The organism is Prolixibacteraceae bacterium (assembly GCA_019856515.1).
Lineage (GTDB): Bacteria > Bacteroidota > Bacteroidia > Bacteroidales > Prolixibacteraceae > Halosquirtibacter > Halosquirtibacter xylanolyticus.
Genome location: CP082230.1, coordinates 746,176 through 765,294, shown reverse-complemented (window position 1 = coordinate 765,294; position 19,119 = coordinate 746,176). Strand labels below are relative to the sequence as shown.

Sequence of the window (19,119 nt, the reverse complement as noted above, 5' to 3'; positions counted from 1 at the left end):
ACACACTTCGCTGATAAAAACGTAGTGACACTAAGTTCTTTTTACAAGAATCTCCATCCAACTGAAAGAGTAAACATATTTGACTTCTGATTAAACTTAACGTTAGTCAAACCGTTTTCAAGATTTGAAAGTCCCCACTCATAACGAGCATCAATTGTAAGTAAAGCAACATCAAATCCAAGTCCTAATTGGTATGCCCAATCAACACCAGAAGGATCTTTAAGTCCATTTAGCATTTTATCTTTAACATTCTTTGGAGTATCACCAAAATCAATTTCACTTCCTGTGTTGATTGACATCACAGGGCCTGTAAAAACATTCATTGATAACAGTTTAGCATCGAAAATACGATACCCTAAAAGCACAGGGATATCTACGGTTTTAAGGTCAATCGTCTGATTAACAGTAATCGGATCTTCAAGATTTCCTGTATAATCAAAGCTTGTTTCCCCTTTCTTAACTGCATAATAGAACTCTGGTTGAATATACCAACTCTTCAAGTTTACACGAGCAAAGGCTCCAATCAGATAACCATTGTTATTGGTTGGACTATAATCTTTAAGATTTGTTGAAAGATTAGACGTTGATACCGTCGATGAGTTCCATCCAAACTTTAAACCTAAATTCACTGGCAACTGGGCAAAGGCTCCTGTGGACACTAGCGATAGAATCGCAACAATAAATAGTTTTTTCATTATAATTCAGTATTAGTTATCATATTCGCATAATATGTACAATAACAAAGATAGAGAAGATACGCTCTTTTGCAATAAATTTTACTGCTCCCACTCCTTTTTTTGTTTTGCATAATTAAAATTGTTACTCAGATTATTAGCAAAAAAGAAGAAGGATTATGAGTTTTATATGTAATTACCCTCCAAAAAAATGATAACTTTACGTTTTATAGAAACAAATAAAAATAACAAAGATGACAACAATAAAAGACCTTAACCCTAAGGTAGTTTGGGATCACTTTGATGCAATATGTCAGGTGCCTCGACCATCAAAACGTGAAGAGAAGATTATCGCATTCCTTTTGGACTTTGCTGAGAAAAATGGAATAGAAGCCAAGCGTGATACAATTGGTAACGTGGTGATGCGTAAACCTGCGACTCCTGGAATGGAATCGAAACCAACTGTAATCCTTCAGTCTCATATGGATATGGTTTGTGAAAAAAATAATGATAAAGTACACGATTTCGACAAGGATCCTATTATTCCTGTAGTTGATGGAGAGTGGGTTCGTGCTGATAATACTACTCTTGGTGCCGATTGTGGTATTGGAATGGCAGCACAAATGGCTGTACTTACAGACAAAGATATACAACATGGACCTGTAGAGTGTCTATTCACTGTAGACGAAGAGACAGGGTTAACGGGTGCAATGGAGTTAGAAGATGATATGTTAACAGGTAAAATCCTTCTTAACCTTGATTCTGAAGACGATGGCGAGATCTTTATTGGTTGTGCTGGTGGTATAGATACCCTAGCTGATTTTAATTACGATAAAGAAGCTGTCGATCCAAATATGTTCCCTCTGTCTATTGAGATTAAAGGTCTTTTAGGAGGCCACTCAGGTGACGAAATTAATAAAGGTAGAGCCAATGCTAACCAACTATTAGTACGCTTTTTATGGGCTATTGCACAAGACTATGATCTCCGCATTGCTCATATTGATGGTGGAAACCTTCGTAATGCAATTGCTCGTGAAGCTTCTGCATCCATCATGGTTCCTAAAGCAGACAAGGAAGATATTATCGTACGTTTTAATATTTTTCGTAGTGAAATGGAGCACGAATGGGAGATGACTGAACCAAACTTAAGAATGGATATTGGATCAGCAGAAGCTCCTGCATATCTCATCGACAAAGACACTCAGTTTCGTCTATTAAATGCATTGATGTGTTGTCCACATGGTGTTTTGGCTATGAGCTATCGTATGCCAGGTATGGTTGAAACATCTACGAACCTCGCTTCTGTGAAATTTAGAGACGATAAAATCCATATCACTACAAGTCAACGAAGTGATATTAACAGTGGAAAGATATTTGCAGCAAGTAAAGTTGAATCCGTATTCCGTCTTGCTGGTGCCAATGTAAAACATAGCGATGGATATCCAGGGTGGGCTCCAAACCCAGAGTCACCAATTATGAAAGTCGTTCGTGATTCTTATACCGCTTTATTTGGTCAAGAACCTGAAGTGAAATCAATTCATGCAGGTTTAGAGTGTGGACTATTCCTAACAAAATACCCGCAACTAGATATGGTCTCTTTCGGACCAACTATCCGTTTGGCTCACTCTCCAATGGAGAAAATTGAAATTAAAACAGTGGAGAAATTTTGGGCTCATCTTCTTGATGTACTGCAAAAACTATAATCCATTATATCGATTCAACAAGAACAAGGAGTTGTCATCACACAGCTCCTTGTTTGGTTTACAAAACAGTGGTGTTGCTTTAATCCATCAAAATTTCAACCACAAAATAAAATTGTATCAGAACAAATTCTAGTATTCAATATCCAAACTTTCAGACCTATGAGAACAGGACTCAGATAGTGGCATGGATTTAAGAGTAGTTGTCTTTTATAGAGTCTTCTTTTTTAAATATACAACTGATTTAAAATCTGAACATTATGATGTCAGATCAGTTCTATTTTGATGTATAGATCTAGATGGCCCACTTTCCTTATGCCCCTTACTTCCCCCTGCCTTACGTCCTACCTTCCCCTGCCTTAATCCATCCCTAATCTATCCTTAATCCGTCCTTTGTCCATGGTTTAGCCATGCTTCGTCCATGGTTTGTCCATCGATTTCGGGGTTTTCGATGACTGAACCATGGATCAATGATGGACGAATCATGGGCAAAGGACGGATTAAGGATAGATTAGGGATGGGTTAAGGACTTATTAAGTAGCTTGTATTCCCCTGTTAATTACGGGGGAACTATAATGGGTAGGGGTAGTGCAATTTTATCTTGTTGTATGGGGCATATTGGACTTTTCAGAGAACGGTGTCAAATTAACTCTGTCTAGATTCTCTTAAATTAGTAGGCATGGATAGAGTTGATTCATATGTTGTTATTGGTTGCTTTGTGAGGGGTTTGATGTCTGTCCAATTAGGTTTGTCCATAGTTAATTTGTAGGAGTTGATTGGTTGAGTTTGTGTCTTTTCATATTGGTAAAATGTTTGTCGTGATATTTTTCCCACTCTTCATCTGTAAGTGTGAAATACTTGATACCCGGCCTGTTTGCAGTATAGTATTTATTGGTGAGAACGTTGAGTTTGGCCTTGATCTCAGTATCTTCCTCTTTTTCAATTAGTGCATCTATTTCGGACTTATTTTGGTTGAAGAGATGATAGATTGTCCAGTGTATTTGATAATAATAGTATTGGTCAGAATTCTCGAATGATGTTATTAAATTGTCAATAAGAAATTTTATATGGCTGGACATCAGATACTCTTTGGCAATGTCTATGCAATCAGTACGTAGTGTGAAATTACCTTTATTGTAACTGTCTTTGCAGTTGTATAAGATCGTGATGATTGTCTGAGGGGCTGCTTTTTCTTTGATCGCTTTATCAAATATCTCTTTTTGAATCTCTTGGAGTTCACTTTTTGTGTATGGAAAATCGGTATTTAATATATGTCCAGAGGCTTGATTCTCTTCGTTGCTCTGAGATTCGAGTATAATAAAATATTCATAAATAATTGTACCAATAATGATAGAAGCGGTTGATCGATTACTATCGGTTATGATCGTGTTTATCTCTCTCTTGTCGAATTTTATTTGATTAAGATAACCTTTGGTTAAACAACGATAAATAATTTCTGAGTATAAAGATAGGTTTGGGTCAATTGAATTATATACTGATGTTTCCCATGTAGGCTAACATCTTGATTTACAGCATAAAAAGAAGCATGTTTATTTTGATAATTCATTAATTATCAGTAAATTAATGTTGTTCCAATAACCAAATAAATCATGCTTCAGAATAAAAGTACAAAAGTTTTTTCAGAGACACAGAGTTTTTTCAGTTCAAGTGAAAAAGGAATTAATCGAATTATTAGCCTTTACAAGTTACTCAACTTAAGACAACTGAAATTAGGAAATAAAGAGTTGCCTCAGTCTACTTACTTCAAAGGTGACATACTATTAGGCTTACTACTTTTCCCAATTTTCTCTATCCCTAATATTTATAGCTACAGTAAGCATTATCTATCAGAGATGTTAGAAGCACAAAAGAATACATTCTATCGATTTAAAAATAACAGCCAGATAGATTGGCGTACTATAGTTTCATCATGTAATAATAAACTCTTTGGTCAAATAGCCAAAAACTCTCACTCTGATGACTGTAATCAAGCAGAAAGATGCTTAATTATTGACGATACTGATTTTGAGAAGTCTACCTACAAAACTGAACATGTTAGTAAAATATGGTCGCATGTAACCCATCGTTATATATTTGGTTTTAAAGGATTATTTCTAGGTTTATGGGATGGCAAAAGCTATTTTACATTGGACTTCTCTCTACATAAAGAAAGAGGGAAGAATAAAAAGACTCCATTTGGACTCACTGCCAAACAACGTAAAAAACAGTTCTCAAAGAAACGATCAACAAAGAGTAATGGGTTTAACCGAGAGAAAGAACTCGTTATTGATAAAATAACGATGGCAAAAGAGATGATGGTAAATGCTATTAAACAAGGAATTACAGTAGACTACATACTTATGGACAGTTGGTTCTTCTGTGATTCAATATTAAAAACTGTGATCTCTAATGGTATGCATCTTGTTGCAATGGCTAAGATGTCTAGTGCTAAATATTCTTTCAAAGACAAAGAATATAGCACCAAAGAACTTGCTCTCTTACTTAAACAGCGAAAGAGAGTAAAATGGGTAAAGTCACTTAGTCTATATTGTGCAGAAGTCACAGTGAAATATAAAGGTACAGATGTAAAACTATTCTTTTGCAAGAACAGTAAGCGAGGGAAATGGCATTTATTGGTATCTTCAAATACAAAGCTGAGCATAGAGAAAGCTTATCAGATATATAGTATTAGATGGAGTATTGAGGTCTTTTTTAAGGAATCAAAGAACTATTTTGGTTTAGGAAAATCTCAATCGAGTGATTTTGATGCTCAAATAGCAGATCTATCTGTAGCTATTATTGAGTTTAACGTTTTTAGTTTAGCAAAAAGGTTCGAGGCATATGAGACGCTAGGTGGAATCTTTGCTCATGTAAAAGATCAAGGAATGGAACTTGTAATAGTACAACGAATTTGGGGTTTTATCCTCGAATTGATGAGAACTCTCGCAGAAATCATCGATAGTGATTTTAATGAATTGATAATCAGTGTACTTAAAAATAAACCCGAAAATAATAAATTCTTTAGGCTCATTGAATCAATGGTTTATGAACCTGAATAAAGACATGGGAAACATCAGTTATATAGAAAGAAATATAAACAGTTTTGAAGAAGATATTTTGCAGTATGGTCTCGAGATAATAGTTCCTCTTTAAGGTCTATCGAAAAGAATGAAACATTATAATTATCGAACAGGCTCTTGCTTAAGGTTGTGTATTCTTCTGTGAATTTTTTATCCTGAGGCAAAAAAATGGGCTCTGTTTTGAATAATGATAAGAGTTTTTGCTTATCATTTGAAAATTCAATCAATGGTTTAAAGTACTCTTTAAAGCAATATGAGTCTTGAGTTGAAAGCAGTGTCGAAATATTATATTCTTTACGACAGAGAAGTAATTTAAGTATTTTAGATGTCGTCTCATGCTTGAATAAGGAGGTTGGAATATCTTTCAGCTTAACGATTCTAGGGCTCATATGGTCGTTCTCATTCGCAACTACTTCAAATAGAATTGATTTGTTGAGTTCAAGATGATCTCGCTTAATCATTAAATAGTCATCAAATAGAAAGTGCTGAAATATTGAGAAGAGAAATAAATCGAGTGGCTTAAAATATGGTTTCGTGTAATATTTGTAAAAAGAGAATGTATTGTGAAAACGTTTCACATCTCTATAACTCTTAAATAAGCTGCTTAGGATCTCATCTAATGGTGGTGGGGGAGCTGTTTCATTGGCGAGATACATGATCTTTGGTTGTTCGATATCTTTTAGGTCTTCTTTGATGGCATTTTTAAACTCTTTAAAGTCGTTGTCGTTTAGTATTCCATCAAGTTGATTGAAGTTTGTGTTGTCGTCAATAGCGATAGATAGGTCGAATATCTTGTCTTGGTATGATTCAGGACGTTCTATTTTCCCTTCGAGACTCTGGGTGATATAGTCCTTATCAATGGCAGTGACATAGAATGTGTTTTTGAATTTGCCAATGGCTCTGATCAGTTGGAATAGACTGAAAATCTCGTCTTGATGTAGACGGTCGGTATCGTCGATAAAGACAATTAAACGTAGGTTATTTTTGATCAATGCTTGGTTGATCTGTTCAAACTTACTCTTCGGGTCTCTACTCTGAAGCAGATGAAAGTAGTTAGATATTTTGGTGTTATAGTCGGTCAGTATGGCTTTAAGGTAGCTTTGGAACTTCTCTTTGAAACTTTCGTCGTACTTAGCGAGGGCTTTGATAAACGCATCGATTAATGCTTTTTGGTACCCTTCTTTTTTATCTACTGCCCATGGATTAAAGTGAACCGTTACATTTGTTGTCTCTTTAGGTGGTTTATGTTTATTGATATGATGGAGTCCATTTTCTATATGGTTTAAGACTGTTGATTTTCCCGATCCCCATTTTCCCGTGATGGCGATAGAGAATTCAAATGACTCGTTGTGTTGATGGATGGCATTTGAAACGGAAATAATCAGATTCTTCCTTTCTTGAGACAATGAATTAAATTCAGCAATGGATGATGTCTCTCCAAATACTTGGTCTTTTTGTGGGCTTTGCTCCATCGTTTTATTAGGCGCGAAAGTGTTCAGTTCAATCACTTGTTTATTATCTAGTTTATGAGAGTCTTTGTATGATGGAAATTGTTCTTTAATATAAAAAATGAGGTTGATGACCAATAGGCTTCCAACGATAGGGTCAAGGTATTTAATGGGTGTATTAGGAAAAAACTGAATATGATGTGGGTGTATACGCTCAATAAAATATATCGTAGCAGATGTGAATACGACAGTGTATTGGTTTTTGTGCAGGTGTCTAATATTCCACTTTTTACCGTATTGGTGAATAATAGAGAGAATCCCTATAAAGATAAGCATGCATAGTATAAGAGATTGGAGGGGAGAGAGGTTCTCTGTTAGGGTGAAAGGGTAGTGGAGAGGTGAGATGAAGAGTAGCTTTATAAGGCTTTCCTTGTAAATAGAGTATATAGAAACTGTAAGTATCGGAACTATTAAACATTGTATGTTATCTCTTTTTAAAAAGAGGCAGATCTTATGATAGTAGTCTATTGCTATTTGACGTTTGTCGGTCATATTTAGAGTTGATTGTATTGAGCTTAAAGATATGTAAAATGTATTATGATAATATATTCATTAGATGAAATTATTGATCAGAAGTGAACTGTAATTTCTTCTGTAAATATGATTGAGGCGTAGATGTTTGAGGAGGATTCTATTAAATTGGGTTTTTCTCTTCTTCATGGATTGGGATGGAATAAAATGTTATGTGATTGTTTGGGTTGGTGCTTTTATTATAAACAGTATATTTATGATTGGCAAACTAAATTATAGATCACGTTATCTGTGTATATGGAGAAGAGCATGTTGGACAAGGAGTATTTAACTTGTTATGAAGTATTGAGAAGGAAGAATAAAAGTGTCAATTTTCGTGTGATGATAGATGCTCTTTTGTTGGTTATTGGTGTTATTTACTTTGGCGTTGTAGAGCAAATACATTGGGTCTGGTTTTTAGTTCCTTTTTTTGGACTTGTGTTGGTGGTGATCTACCAAGATTTAAAGATTAAGTGGCTGTTATGGGCCGTGGAGAATGTCCATAGTGTTACTCGCCTTTTTTACTTTCTAGAGAAAACAGAGCCTCATCTTATTAATTATGAGACGATCTTATCTTATAGGGAGAGACATGCTGCATTGAATTCAGTGATCAAGAGTCGAATGTCATCAAATAAGATGAATGTAGATTTAAAGAGTCTCTCTTTTTCTGTGTTCGTGGATGTAAAAAAACAATGGATAGCGGATATCTTCTCTGGAATAATGGCCTTATCAGCTTTGTTACATGTGTTAATGAATTGGACATGGTAAAAAGCATAGTTGGGAATCCTTGAGATTTTTCTAAACAAGATGTATTTACTTATTCTTTTGCTTGCAAATAGAGTTGGTGTGAATCGTTTAAATATGGTCTAAATTAAGAGTTGAAACCTATCAACTTTAGTTTCTTATTGGGAGTGTCTATTATAAACACTCCCAATAAGTTTTATTTTAATATCCAGGGTTTTGTCCTAGCTGAGGATTTCTGTCAAGTTCTTGTGATGGAATAGGGAAAAGGTATTTTTGTTTTGTAATTGTAGTAATAATGTCAGGGTTTCCCTCATTATATTTTTCTACCAATTCTTTTCTTACCAAATCGAACCATCGTTTTTGTTCTGCCGCAAATTCCCATCCTTTTTCATCAAATACTAGTTGATCAAATTGTAGTTCATTTAGACCTATAGGAGCATCATCAGCAATGTTTTTATTGGCACGACGTCTAATTTTGTTAATTGCGTCATAGCATGATGCACTTGGACCTCCTGAAATTTTGTTTTGTGCTTCTGCATAAATAAGTAGTACTTCTGCATATCTGTATACAGGGAACAAATGACTTCCGCTTGCCTGTTTCTTATCTCTAGCTTCATTTGTGTCCCAATATTTTGAAAAATAAGGTTTGCCAACGATTCCATCTTGCCATTTTACTGGTTTTCCTTTGACTGTAAAAACTGTATAGTAAGTAACTTCTTTACGATAATTGTCAGGCATATTATTAAAGAATTTAATTTCTGCCACATAATCACTCCATCCATGTTCGTCAGGTGGTAGGAATGTTATTCCAAATTTTGAATCGTATCCAAGTTCTCTATTGGCTTGTATATTCCATATGTGTTCTTTATTGTTCTTAGTTCCTAAATTATAAAGGTCTTTATAATCATCTACAAGATTATATAGTCCTAAGTCGATAACTTCTTTTGCTTTATTTGCAGCATCAGCGTACTTTTCTGTCTGCTTTAATGGCCATCCAGCCATGGTAAGATAAACATCTGCGAGGAGTGTCTTTGCTGCCCCTTTGGTTGCTGCCCCTGGTTGCTCTTTCCATATTAATGGCAAGTTGGTTTCTGCAAATTTGGCATCTGCTATAATTTGTTCATATACCTTCTCTTTCGAATTTCGTCGAACACCATACAGGTCCGTTGTTAATGGTTTAGTGATAAGAGGGATGTCGCCCCAAAATTTTACCGCACAGAAGTATGCATACGATCTCAAGAAGAAAGCTTGTGCAATCAATTGATTACGTTTCGTCTTATCCATCGATACTTTTTCATAGTTTGCAATGACCATGTTACAGTTCGCAATAATTTTGTAGAGAACTGTCCAATATTTGTAATTATCAATATTGTCAGGGGAATTGACGAATCGGTCAGGATCTAAAAGCCTTGTTTTATTTGCTCCATTTCTAGAGGTCATATCATCTGCTCCCATATGCATGGACCAAGATCGTACATCTACTCCTTCATATTTATTTAAAAAAGGATTGTAGCAAGCAACAATGGCCGCTTGTAGATCCGATTCTGTATTGTAGAAAGATTCGGGACTTAAAATGGATTCAGGCGTTTCTGTTAAATCAATACAACTAGTCCACATCAGACAAGTCAAGAGGGTGATTGAAAATAATATATTCTTCATAATTTTGATTGTTAGAAGTTAAGGCTTAATCCAAAAGTGTAAATTCGTGATAGTGGATATGAACTAGAGTCTCTTCCTGGTTTTGTGTCGGAATTCCCCGATGATGTAATTTCAGGGTCTTGTCCTGAATAATTAGTGATGGTAAACAGGTTTTGTCCGGAGAAATAAATACGAGTTCCATTGATGCCGAATTTCTTAAGGAATGTAGGATTGAATGAATAGCCTAGTGTTAGATTTTTTAACCTGAGATAGGATGCATCTTCTAACCATCTTGAGTTTGCATTGCCAATGTCTTTCTCTGTTTTAGAGAAACCAGGTACATTGGTGTCAGTATTGGTTGAGGTGTAATAGTCTCCTGATTCTTGTAATCTAAATTCTTTATTAAGCCAATAACGAGTTTCGTTTAGTATCTGCCCTCCATAGACTCCATTGAAATTTAATGTTAAGTCGAATCCTTTGTATGACATATTACTATTGATTCCGAAAAGAAAATCAGGTTGTGCACAACCGATAATTTTTCTATCAGAACTGTTAATCAGGTTGTCATTATTTAGATCTGTATATTTTGAATCTCCTGGAACGGCATTAAATACTCTTGCTGATTCACGTTCATTTTCTTGCCATACACCGAGATATTCATAGCCGTAAAATGTTCCGAATGCTTCTCCTTCTTTTAGTACATATTCACCGATGATCTCTTTTTCTCCAAAATCGATAATCTCGTTTTTATTTACGGAAAGATTTAATGAGATATCCCATTTAAAGTCGTTTGTAAAAGGAGAAGCTGTGAGCATTAATTCAATTCCTTTGTTTGTAACCCCACCTATATTTTCTTTTCTGCTTTTTTGTCCTGAATAAACAGGCAGAGGTCTGTTTAGTAAGAGATCATTGGTTTTTTTGTAGTAAACATCAGCATTTAGTGTTATTTTATTGCCTAAAAACCCAAGATCTAAACCTGCATTATATTGCATCGTTTTTTCCCATCTTAGATCGTTGTTTGCTGAAGAGGATGGCGCAATTCCAATAGATAATACATCGTTTCGCATTGGATAATTTGCACCAATTTTTAGTTTAGCAAGGGATGAATAAGGTCCAGTAGATTGACTTCCAGTTACTCCATATGAGGTGCGGAATTTTAATGAAGAGAAAAGGTCTAAATCTTTAATGAAAGGTTCTTCTGATGCTCTCCATGCTAATGATGTGGACGGGAAATAATCCCACTTATGTCCATCTGCTAATACGGAAGAGCCATCTGCACGAAAAGTTGTTGTAAGTAGGTACTTATCTTTAAATGCATAGTTTATACGCCCCATATACGATAGTATTTGTCTTCCATTGGTTGTCGATGAGATGGATTGTTTTGTTTGTGCCATGCCCATATAGTTGAAACCTAGGGCTTCTGTGGGAAAGTCTTTTGCAAGATTACTGTGAGATCTGTATTCTTCTTTTTGTTGTTCGAAAACTGCGGTGATTCCAATACGATGATTTTGAGCAAATGTATTATTATAAGTAAGTGTATTGGTGTTTTGCCAACTCAAATTGTAGCTTGCTCCAACAGACCCCGAATTGGTTCCACTAGTATAGCCATTTAGCGTGTTGACTGTGTTGAAGTTGTTGTTGTCAGAAATATTTCCTTTCCCTCCGAAGCTTGATCGCAAAGAAAGATGCTCATTAAATGTAAAAAGTGCATAACTATTGATAAGTGTTTGGTATTTATTCTGAAGCCTTCTCGGCTCCATTACAGTTGCCAGTGGATTATATAATCCAACGGTTGGGAGCGGAGTGTGGATGGTATAGTCTCCATCTTCATTGTAAACAGGTGCTGTTCCTGGAAAACGTAATGACATCGAAATAGGATTATTGTAATATCCATTGAAGTTCATTCCATGTTTTTTCGATTTGATTCCAGAAATATTTGCACCGATAGTTAACCATTTTTTTAATTTAATATCAATGTTAGATCTTATACTTATACGGTTGTAGTCATTGTTTTTTACTATACCATCTTGTGAAAGGTGGTTGACACTAAGAAAGTAATTTACTTTTTCAGTTCCTCCTGAAATAGAGAGTTGATTGTTGAAAAGAAGCGCATTGTCCCTGTATATCTGGTCTTGCCAATCTGTACCTCCGTTGGTGCGATAATTTTTAATTTGGTCATCAGTGAAAAGTAATTTTTCGCCGAGCGCATTTTGTCTGACATTTAAAAGAGTGGCATAGTCTGCAGCGTCTAATAATTCCACTTTGTCGATTCTCTTTTGTGTAGAAACAAAAGAGTCAATACTAATTTTTGTACTCCCTTTTTTTCCTTTTTTAGTTGTAATTAAAACTACTCCGTTAGCCCCCCTTGATCCAAATACAGCTGTAGCAGAAGCATCTTTGAGAATTTCAATAGATTTAATGTCATTAGGGTTGATATTATTAATATCACCGCCAAGAAATCCATCTACAACATATAAAGGACTATTGTTACCACTAATAGAATTTGCACCTCGAATTCGGATTTTAACATTTCCTCCCGGTGATCCATCGGTAGTACTAATATTGACACCAGCGACTCTTCCTTGAAGTGCTTGATCTACCCTGGTCAGAGGTATTTCTTCCATGGTTTTTGCATCTACTGAGCTGATGGCTCCTGTAAGATCACTTTTCCTTTGAATACCATATCCAACTACTACAACGTCATCAATGATTTTCGAATCCATTTTGAGAGTAACTATTAAGTTATTGTTGTCTTTAATGTTAATTTTTTGTGTAGCAAATCCCACAAAAGATACTTGGATAATATCATTTGGGGAAGCTTTAATCGTAAAATTACCATCAAAATCGGCCACAGTCCCTTTCTTGGTCATCAGATTGATTATTGTAGCATTGGGAACAGGCTCCTTTTTTATGTCAATAATGGAGCCCTTTATCTGGGATTCTTGGGCAGATATTGATAACCATTGAAGCGCTATCAGTACAATTAAAATAATTTTTTTAGTCATTAGAGTTTAGTTTGTGACAAGAGGCGAATAAAAACTATATTGTTTTATGTTGCCTCTTATCGTTTTATTAGTTAATATTTATTGGTCATGCTATAGTGTGAATTTCTCTGTTTTAGTTGATCCGTCCTTAAATGTTACAGTGATGATATGAAGACCATTTAAGGAAGTTGGTAAGACGTATGAATTACTGTTTGGCGTAAACTGGTTGATAAGGTTACCCATGATACTAAATACCTCTATTTTAGTCATACTTCCATTGCTCTTTATCGTGTTTGAACCTGTGGATGTCTCTATATAAAATGAACTGCTTTTTTTCGTTTGTTTCTTCAAGTTGTTAGAAGCTCCTACGGTAAATGGAAGAGTAATCGTTGTCGGTTTTCCAGCATGATGTCCTACTGTAAGATTGATTTTTATGGTTTGAGTTTTAAAAGTGTGGCCCCATAAAGGTCCATTTACAGTAAGTGTGATTTCTTTACAATCAGGATTCATTTCTGGGTCATTGGCTGTAAAGGTTAACATCCCATTGGTCTCTTCTATAAGTAATACGGCAGGATGACTAGATTCCACTGTAAATCCTTTGTGTTTGAATATTTTGGTTTTATCATGAAAGACTATCCCCATGATATGGTTCTTCTTTGATTCCGCAGCTTGTATTTGTTTGCTGTTTTCTATTACATCGATTGGCTTGGCTTGAAAAGCTTTTACTGCTGGTTCCTTTCCTGCATAAACGATATAAGCATAAGTGGCATCCGTTACTTCTTGTCCATGATTAATATACATATGAAAAATGTTGGCACTTGAAGGAAGGTCTTTACGATTTTTGTTTCTATAGTTTCGCTCTTTCCATTGTGTTGCTTTACTTCCTGCTTCAAGTACGATCTCTCCAGAGGTTAGTTCTGGTATCACTGCATATGCAAATTTGTCTTTTTGAGATGCACCAATTAGTTTGCCATCTTGTTTGTTGAAAATTATACTTTGAGGAACAGAAGACTCTTTTACTTTTCCAGGTTCTTCCCATGTACTATAGCTCGCTTCGAGTTTGGTCTGGTCAATGGTAGTCCAAATTTCACCTGGTTTAGATTTCTCTAAATTTTGGATGTTAGAACCTAATGCTAAAAGATAGTCTCCGAAAATGAAGTAGGATTTGTACGCTTTTACACCATAAAGAAATTGATTCTTGTCTTTTGGATCAAAAATGATGTTTTTAGATTTTTTTGAGGCATCTCTAATGATTAACTCATATCCTAGAACTCCATTTGCTCCACCATGGGTTGCTGCACCAGAGAAGTTGATGTCGCTACAGAAACCACTCCAATTGGTTACTTTATTTAATGGAGATACATTTTGTCTTGTTGTGGTTCCTGGTACAGATGTAAGGTTCCATGCTCCTATAGATTGCACATATTCGTTACCGCTTTTTTGAAATAGAGTCATTCCAAGATCCGTGTAGAAGTTGTAGCTGTCAGCTTGAGCAGGTGCCGATTCTGTTCCATCAGTTCTTCTGGATGCTGTGTTTATATAGATATAATAGTCGTCATTTTTCTTTATCAGGTCATCATTATTGTAAAACCAACGTGTGCCGTCATAGATTCCGTCATTATATCCATCCATCTGTATCTTCTTTTGAGATGCTGATTTTTGGAATGCTTGTAACTCTGCAATCTCAGAAGGAGTAAAACTTGCTTGCCATTTTTGAAGAAGTATGTCTACGATTTTTTTAGATTTAATAATATTTGCGTTGGTACTATTATAATCCATTGTAGAACGGCTTAGTCCAAAAGGAAGATATCCTTTATAATAATACCATGAGCTTCCTCTTAAATAATTAAGAAGTACTTCTTTGTTTTGATCTGACATCTTACTGCTCCAAGCTGTTCCATTGAAGTGTTGAAGAAGATTTAGAGCTGCAATACCTCCATCAATAGGGTATCCCCATACAATACTCTGTTTGCCATGTCCCCATCCCGCTCCATCGGCTGTAAAACCTTCAGACCAGAAATCTGTGTCATAGGTTTGTTGTGCTACGGTAGAGATCGCATTTTGTGTTACAGTGCAAAGCACGTCCATCATTGGAATTGATTTCATTGCAGCAGCTGCTGGAAGTAATGAACGATATGCCAAAGCATTTCCTCCTACCCACCAAACGTGTTTTCTAAATCTCTCGACACTTACTACATTTTTATCAGTTGCATCATTCCTATATGGTTGTGTCCATGATTGATAGCTTAATTCTAGAAGTGTTTTATTCGCTTTTATCGCTTCTGGATCAGTATTTATACCATTTTCAACATCTTCCATTAGACTGAAAAGTGCAAAATAACTATTGACAGCTGCCGTTGGAACAATAAAACAACTGGTGTGAAATCGTCCATTATTTAATGCTCCTCTCATGATTTCGATATTTCCATATCGATTGATTGATTTTAATAATTTGGTGAGAATTGCTTCTCTCTGTTCAGGGCTAATTTGATTTCTTTTAATAGCATCGGATATCCTCCAAATACGTGGAATAACATCTCCCATGAGCTTGTTGACTTTTACCTGTGGAGAGTACCATTTGCTACTATACATCTTTTTGTCCATGATTTCATCTTCTAATGCTTTCACATCAGAAAAGCTTCCATTGTCTTGTAGTTTGTCTAAACAATAGTCTAGCTTTTTAGTATTCCGAAGACTATAACCATTATAACTGTGTTTAGAAAAGTAATCTCTAAAGTTATTAATCCCTTCTTCTTTTGTCTGTCCGAATAATGTCTGTCCACTTATCATTATGATATAGAACAGAATGGATCTGAATGATCGTTTTGTCATGTAATTAGTCGTTTTAATATGGTTTAGTTTCGTAAATATCTAAAAATAAATAATATGTTGTATATCAATATGATGTGAGTCATTTTTTTGTCTGTTTCTAGGAGTTTTGTTTTGGTGTTGATTATTAGATGTTTAGGTCGTTTTGTTCGTTTGTTTGATGTGTTTATAAACATATTCCTGCACTAGTATATTTATAGTCACAGAACGGAACATGATAGTGGTGATGTGTTTTGTGGTTAATGATTGATCAATATTTAAAATGTTATTGTGTCGAATGAATCGTGGTGACGTTTGTTGTACTATTATTTATTAAATTTGTATGAAGTTAAAACTAAACACTAATAAGTCTGGGAGGTTTTCTGTGAAAAGTTTAGATGTGATAAGTTTTTTTCATTCTTTGAACTAAATCAGGGACACTATATTGTTTTATTGTGATAAAGTCTTGTTCTATAATCACAGAATAGTAAGAGAGGGATCGTGTGTTTTTAATAATAAGATGTGGGAAATAAGAAACCATTTGTTTATTGACTTCTGCGTGTGTTAAGTTTGATTCCAATTATACTTTGGCCTTTGGGGGTATTTTGTTCTTGTCTCACTTGTTTACTTAATTATATGGTTGTATCCAGTTATTTTGATTGGAAACCTGATTTTAAGTAGAAATATTTATGAAAGGTGTAGGTGGCTTTCATATGTATTGCTAATATGGCCAATTGTTTTATTTGCTTATCCAATGTGTCTCGTTGTCTTAGTGTTGTCAAAATAAGAAAAATAATAATCTAAAATAGATGATAGATATATGAATGCGGAAAGAGTAGATAAACCCTTCTTTTATTGGATAATGAGTTTACTGGGAGGAATTCCTTTTGTTCGATGGGTTGTTTTTGTTTTTACATCAAGTAACATTTTTGATTACCCTGGAGATCGAGTAGGTGTTTTGTTGACTTTATACAGTACTGTTCTTATAGGTTACATGGTGTTGTTTTTGTGGAATCTTAGATATAGTTATGGAATATATGAGACCAACAGGGTTTTATCGTATAGTATGCTTTGTTTGCCTCTTATTATTGGAATGGCCCCTCTTAATTATAGCTTATTCTTTTTATTAGATGTATTTTTTAATTGATGTGATTATTGACATCGTTTTACATATGCTACAGGTGGGGAATACGAAAAGAAATTTAGCTTGTGCTACTTTATATGTACTAAGGTGATTTCTTACTATGATAAATAAACTCCATGTCATCTAATAGAATAAGTAATGATTATTGGGGTGTTAATTAAGTATGTCTGTTTAGATTAATAATCGTTTTATAAGGAGGTGAATTAATAATTATGGCAAATCATAAGAATGCGAATATACGATACCAAGCATTAGATAAATGTTTTCGAAATACGGGTAAGGCCTTTACTATTGATGATCTCTTGGATGCTTGTAATGATGCATTGGCAGAAGAGAATCCTGCAAGTGACGGAATACAGTTGCGTACGTTAAGAAGTGATATTCGGTTTATGCGCAGTCCTCAGGGATATGATGCTCCGGTGATTACTAGTCCTTCAGAAAAAGGAAAAAAAGAGAGGTATTACTATTCTGACAATAATTTCACTATTTGTAATAAACCTTTGACTACGCAAGAAGCATATCTGTTAAAAGAGGCGGTTTCTACTTTGTCTCGTTTTAGTGGACTTCCTCAGTTTGATTGGTTGGAACCTATTTCGATGAGATTGAGTGATGAATTTGGGTTGTGTAATAAGGGTCATGTGGTTAGTTTTGAGCAAAATGAATTTCTGACAGGAAAAGAGCATATCCGGACATTATATTCTGCGGTTGTTAAGTATCGAGTGGTTGAACTTCTTTACCACCCTTTTTCTTATGATAATCCATACCACGCTGTAGTTTCTCCTTATTTTATCAAAGAATACAATAATCGGTGGTTTCTTTTTGGTTTAAATCATGAGAAGATGGAGTTGTGTACTTTTGCTTTTGATAGAATAAAAGAGGTCCAATTTATAAGAGATGAATTCGTGGAAAATGATCAAATTAATTTTGCTGATTATTTTTCAAAGATCGTAGGGGTGACAGTAAATAAAGAAACATCTTTAGAGAAGGTTGTGTTGCAAGTAAATATGGATTTGATGCCATATATTGTCACAAAACCCTTACACCCATCGCAGAATAGTGATCAATCAGACAAGGGAATTATTACATTGGACGTAATACCTAATTATGAGTTAGAAGCGATGCTATTATCTTTTGCCGATAGAATCGAGGTCCTTGAGCCTAAAAGTTTACGTCAGAAGTTAAAAAATAGAGCAAAGACAATGCTAGAACGTTATATGATTGATTAATGAATGTATGTGAATAGGTGACTTTGGTTTATATACTTTTGTCTTAATGTATGTTGGATGTCTATTGCTTTATTCTAATAATAAGAATGCCATAATTAAAGTGGAGCTGATTCGTTGTCTTAGATGTTAATTATGGCATTGCTATTTTTGAGAGAAGAGGATAGTAGTGTCAATTTTAGGTTTAAAATATCACGATATCGAAAGCTATCCTCGAAATGATTTATTCATGATATCTATGTTTTATTTGTATACAATTGTTCTGTGTGGGAATGGGATTTCTATTCCTTCGTTGTCAAAACGTTTTTTTACAGATTCATTGAGATCGCAAGATAAAACAAATGCATCCCCGTTCGTACGAGTCCATACAGATGCTCTAAGGTTGACAGAAGAGTCAGCTAATTCGACTACGCGAACAATTACTTTGGGGATATTTTCTTCTTTCTGTTCAATGGATCTGTTATCAATAAATAATGGGTGTTTGATTGCCTCATCATAAATTATTTTTTTTGCCAAATCAATATCAGAATCATAGCTTATTCCAAATGCGATGAATTTATTAATTTTTTGATCTATAAGATCACTATTAATTATTGTCTCTTCACTTATAATGGAATTTGGGATAACAATTCTTCGGTTTTCAAAGTTTCGAATGATTGTATGACGAAGTGTTATTTCTTCTACCATTCCTTTTTGAGTGTTTCCAATTTCGATGATGTCGTCAACTCTAAAAGGACGGAATATGAGGATGAAAATTCCACTAATAATATTACTAAATGCTTTTTGAGATGCAAAACCAATTACTGCAGCTAAAACTCCTGCACCAGCAAATAATGCTTTCCCAAATCCTTGTAGTGATGGTGTAATAAGGAAAATGACAATAATTCCTATTGTATAAATAACAAAAGTGATTGAGTTCTTTATAAACGAAAAATTCGTTGGGTCAACATTTGCTTTGAGTGACTTCTTTTTGATAAAAAGATTTAAAATTTTACGGATGATAAAAGAAGTAAGGTAAACTGTAACTATTACAATTGCAACCTTCACCCAATAATTGTAATTAAGGTCTGTAAGGTAGTTCATCTTAGATATTTTAAGCTGTTCAA

The 19,119-nt window shown here is 34.8% G+C and carries 11 protein-coding genes; 4 read left to right on the top strand and 7 right to left on the bottom strand.

What is annotated here, in order from left to right:
• Positions 1-41: 41 nt before the first annotated feature.
• The gene (locus K5X82_02680) at positions 42-695 is read right to left on the bottom strand and encodes a PorT family protein (GenBank protein ID QZT37812.1); all 654 of its coding nucleotides are present in this window, start codon (positions 693-695) and stop codon (positions 42-44) included.
• Positions 696-928: 233 nt separating this feature from the next.
• Between K5X82_02680 and K5X82_02675 the strand changes: the two genes are divergently transcribed.
• Positions 929-2,377, top strand: coding sequence for an aminoacyl-histidine dipeptidase (locus tag K5X82_02675; protein QZT37811.1), 1,449 nt, complete (start codon positions 929-931; stop codon positions 2,375-2,377).
• Between the two features lie 755 nt (positions 2,378-3,132).
• Here K5X82_02675 and K5X82_02670 read toward each other — a convergent pair.
• On the bottom strand, positions 3,133-3,453 hold the full coding sequence (locus tag K5X82_02670) for a hypothetical protein (protein ID QZT37810.1): 321 nt from the start codon (positions 3,451-3,453) through the stop codon (positions 3,133-3,135).
• Between the two features lie 531 nt (positions 3,454-3,984).
• On the opposite strand from K5X82_02670, the gene K5X82_02665 reads away from it, so the two are divergent.
• Positions 3,985-5,433, top strand: coding sequence for a transposase (locus K5X82_02665; protein ID QZT37809.1), 1,449 nt, complete (start codon positions 3,985-3,987; stop codon positions 5,431-5,433).
• A 14-nt stretch (positions 5,434-5,447) separates the two neighbouring features.
• On the opposite strand, the gene K5X82_02660 is transcribed toward K5X82_02665, so the two are convergent.
• The gene (locus K5X82_02660; GenBank protein ID QZT37808.1) at positions 5,448-7,238 is read right to left on the bottom strand and encodes a KAP family NTPase; all 1,791 of its coding nucleotides are present in this window, start codon (positions 7,236-7,238) and stop codon (positions 5,448-5,450) included.
• 492 nt (positions 7,239-7,730) lie between these two features.
• On the opposite strand from K5X82_02660, the gene K5X82_02655 reads away from it, so the two are divergent.
• On the top strand, positions 7,731-8,240 hold the full coding sequence (locus tag K5X82_02655) for a hypothetical protein (GenBank protein ID QZT37807.1): 510 nt from the start codon (positions 7,731-7,733) through the stop codon (positions 8,238-8,240).
• A gap of 177 nt (positions 8,241-8,417) precedes the next feature.
• On the opposite strand, the gene K5X82_02650 is transcribed toward K5X82_02655, so the two are convergent.
• The 3 genes from K5X82_02650 to K5X82_02640 all read right to left on the bottom strand — a co-directional run bounded on the left by K5X82_02650 (position 8,418) and on the right by K5X82_02640 (position 15,670).
• Positions 8,418-9,875, bottom strand: a complete 1,458-nt coding sequence (locus K5X82_02650; protein ID QZT37806.1) for a RagB/SusD family nutrient uptake outer membrane protein — start codon at positions 9,873-9,875, stop codon at positions 8,418-8,420.
• Between the two features lie 11 nt (positions 9,876-9,886).
• Entirely contained in the window at positions 9,887-12,859 is a 2,973-nt protein-coding gene (locus tag K5X82_02645) for a TonB-dependent receptor (protein ID QZT37805.1), read from the bottom strand.
• 90 nt (positions 12,860-12,949) lie between these two features.
• Positions 12,950-15,670, bottom strand: coding sequence for a hypothetical protein (locus K5X82_02640; GenBank protein ID QZT37804.1), 2,721 nt, complete (start codon positions 15,668-15,670; stop codon positions 12,950-12,952).
• A 1,332-nt stretch (positions 15,671-17,002) separates the two neighbouring features.
• Between K5X82_02640 and K5X82_02635 the strand changes: the two genes are divergently transcribed.
• Positions 17,003-18,016 carry a WYL domain-containing protein gene (locus K5X82_02635; GenBank protein QZT37803.1) on the top strand — a complete coding sequence of 338 codons (1,014 nt, stop codon included), beginning with the start codon at positions 17,003-17,005 and terminating at the stop codon, positions 18,014-18,016.
• A 240-nt stretch (positions 18,017-18,256) separates the two neighbouring features.
• Here the strand turns inward: K5X82_02635 and K5X82_02630 are convergent, their stop codons facing one another.
• A complete protein-coding gene (locus K5X82_02630) occupies positions 18,257-19,096 on the bottom strand; it encodes a mechanosensitive ion channel family protein (GenBank protein ID QZT37802.1) in 840 nt (279 codons plus the stop codon).
• Between the last annotated feature and the right edge of the window lie 23 nt (positions 19,097-19,119).

Excerpts from the sequence above, each read along its gene's own strand:
- K5X82_02675 (QZT37811.1), top strand. The coding sequence starts at position 929 with ATGACAACAATAAAAGACCTTAACCCTAAGGTAGTTTGGGATCACTTT.
- K5X82_02635 (QZT37803.1), top strand. The coding sequence starts at position 17,003 with ATGGCAAATCATAAGAATGCGAATATACGATACCAAGCATTAGATAAA.
- K5X82_02660 (QZT37808.1), bottom strand. The coding sequence starts at position 7,238 with ATGCTTATCTTTATAGGGATTCTCTCTATTATTCACCAATACGGTAAA.
- K5X82_02670 (QZT37810.1), bottom strand. The coding sequence starts at position 3,453 with ATGTCCAGCCATATAAAATTTCTTATTGACAATTTAATAACATCATTC.
- K5X82_02645 (QZT37805.1), bottom strand. The coding sequence starts at position 12,859 with ATGACTAAAAAAATTATTTTAATTGTACTGATAGCGCTTCAATGGTTA.
- K5X82_02655 (QZT37807.1), top strand. The coding sequence starts at position 7,731 with ATGGAGAAGAGCATGTTGGACAAGGAGTATTTAACTTGTTATGAAGTA.
- K5X82_02650 (QZT37806.1), bottom strand. The coding sequence starts at position 9,875 with ATGAAGAATATATTATTTTCAATCACCCTCTTGACTTGTCTGATGTGG.
- K5X82_02640 (QZT37804.1), bottom strand. The coding sequence starts at position 15,670 with ATGACAAAACGATCATTCAGATCCATTCTGTTCTATATCATAATGATA.
- K5X82_02630 (QZT37802.1), bottom strand. The coding sequence starts at position 19,096 with ATGAACTACCTTACAGACCTTAATTACAATTATTGGGTGAAGGTTGCA.
- K5X82_02680 (QZT37812.1), bottom strand. The coding sequence starts at position 695 with ATGAAAAAACTATTTATTGTTGCGATTCTATCGCTAGTGTCCACAGGA.
- K5X82_02665 (QZT37809.1), top strand. The coding sequence starts at position 3,985 with ATGCTTCAGAATAAAAGTACAAAAGTTTTTTCAGAGACACAGAGTTTT.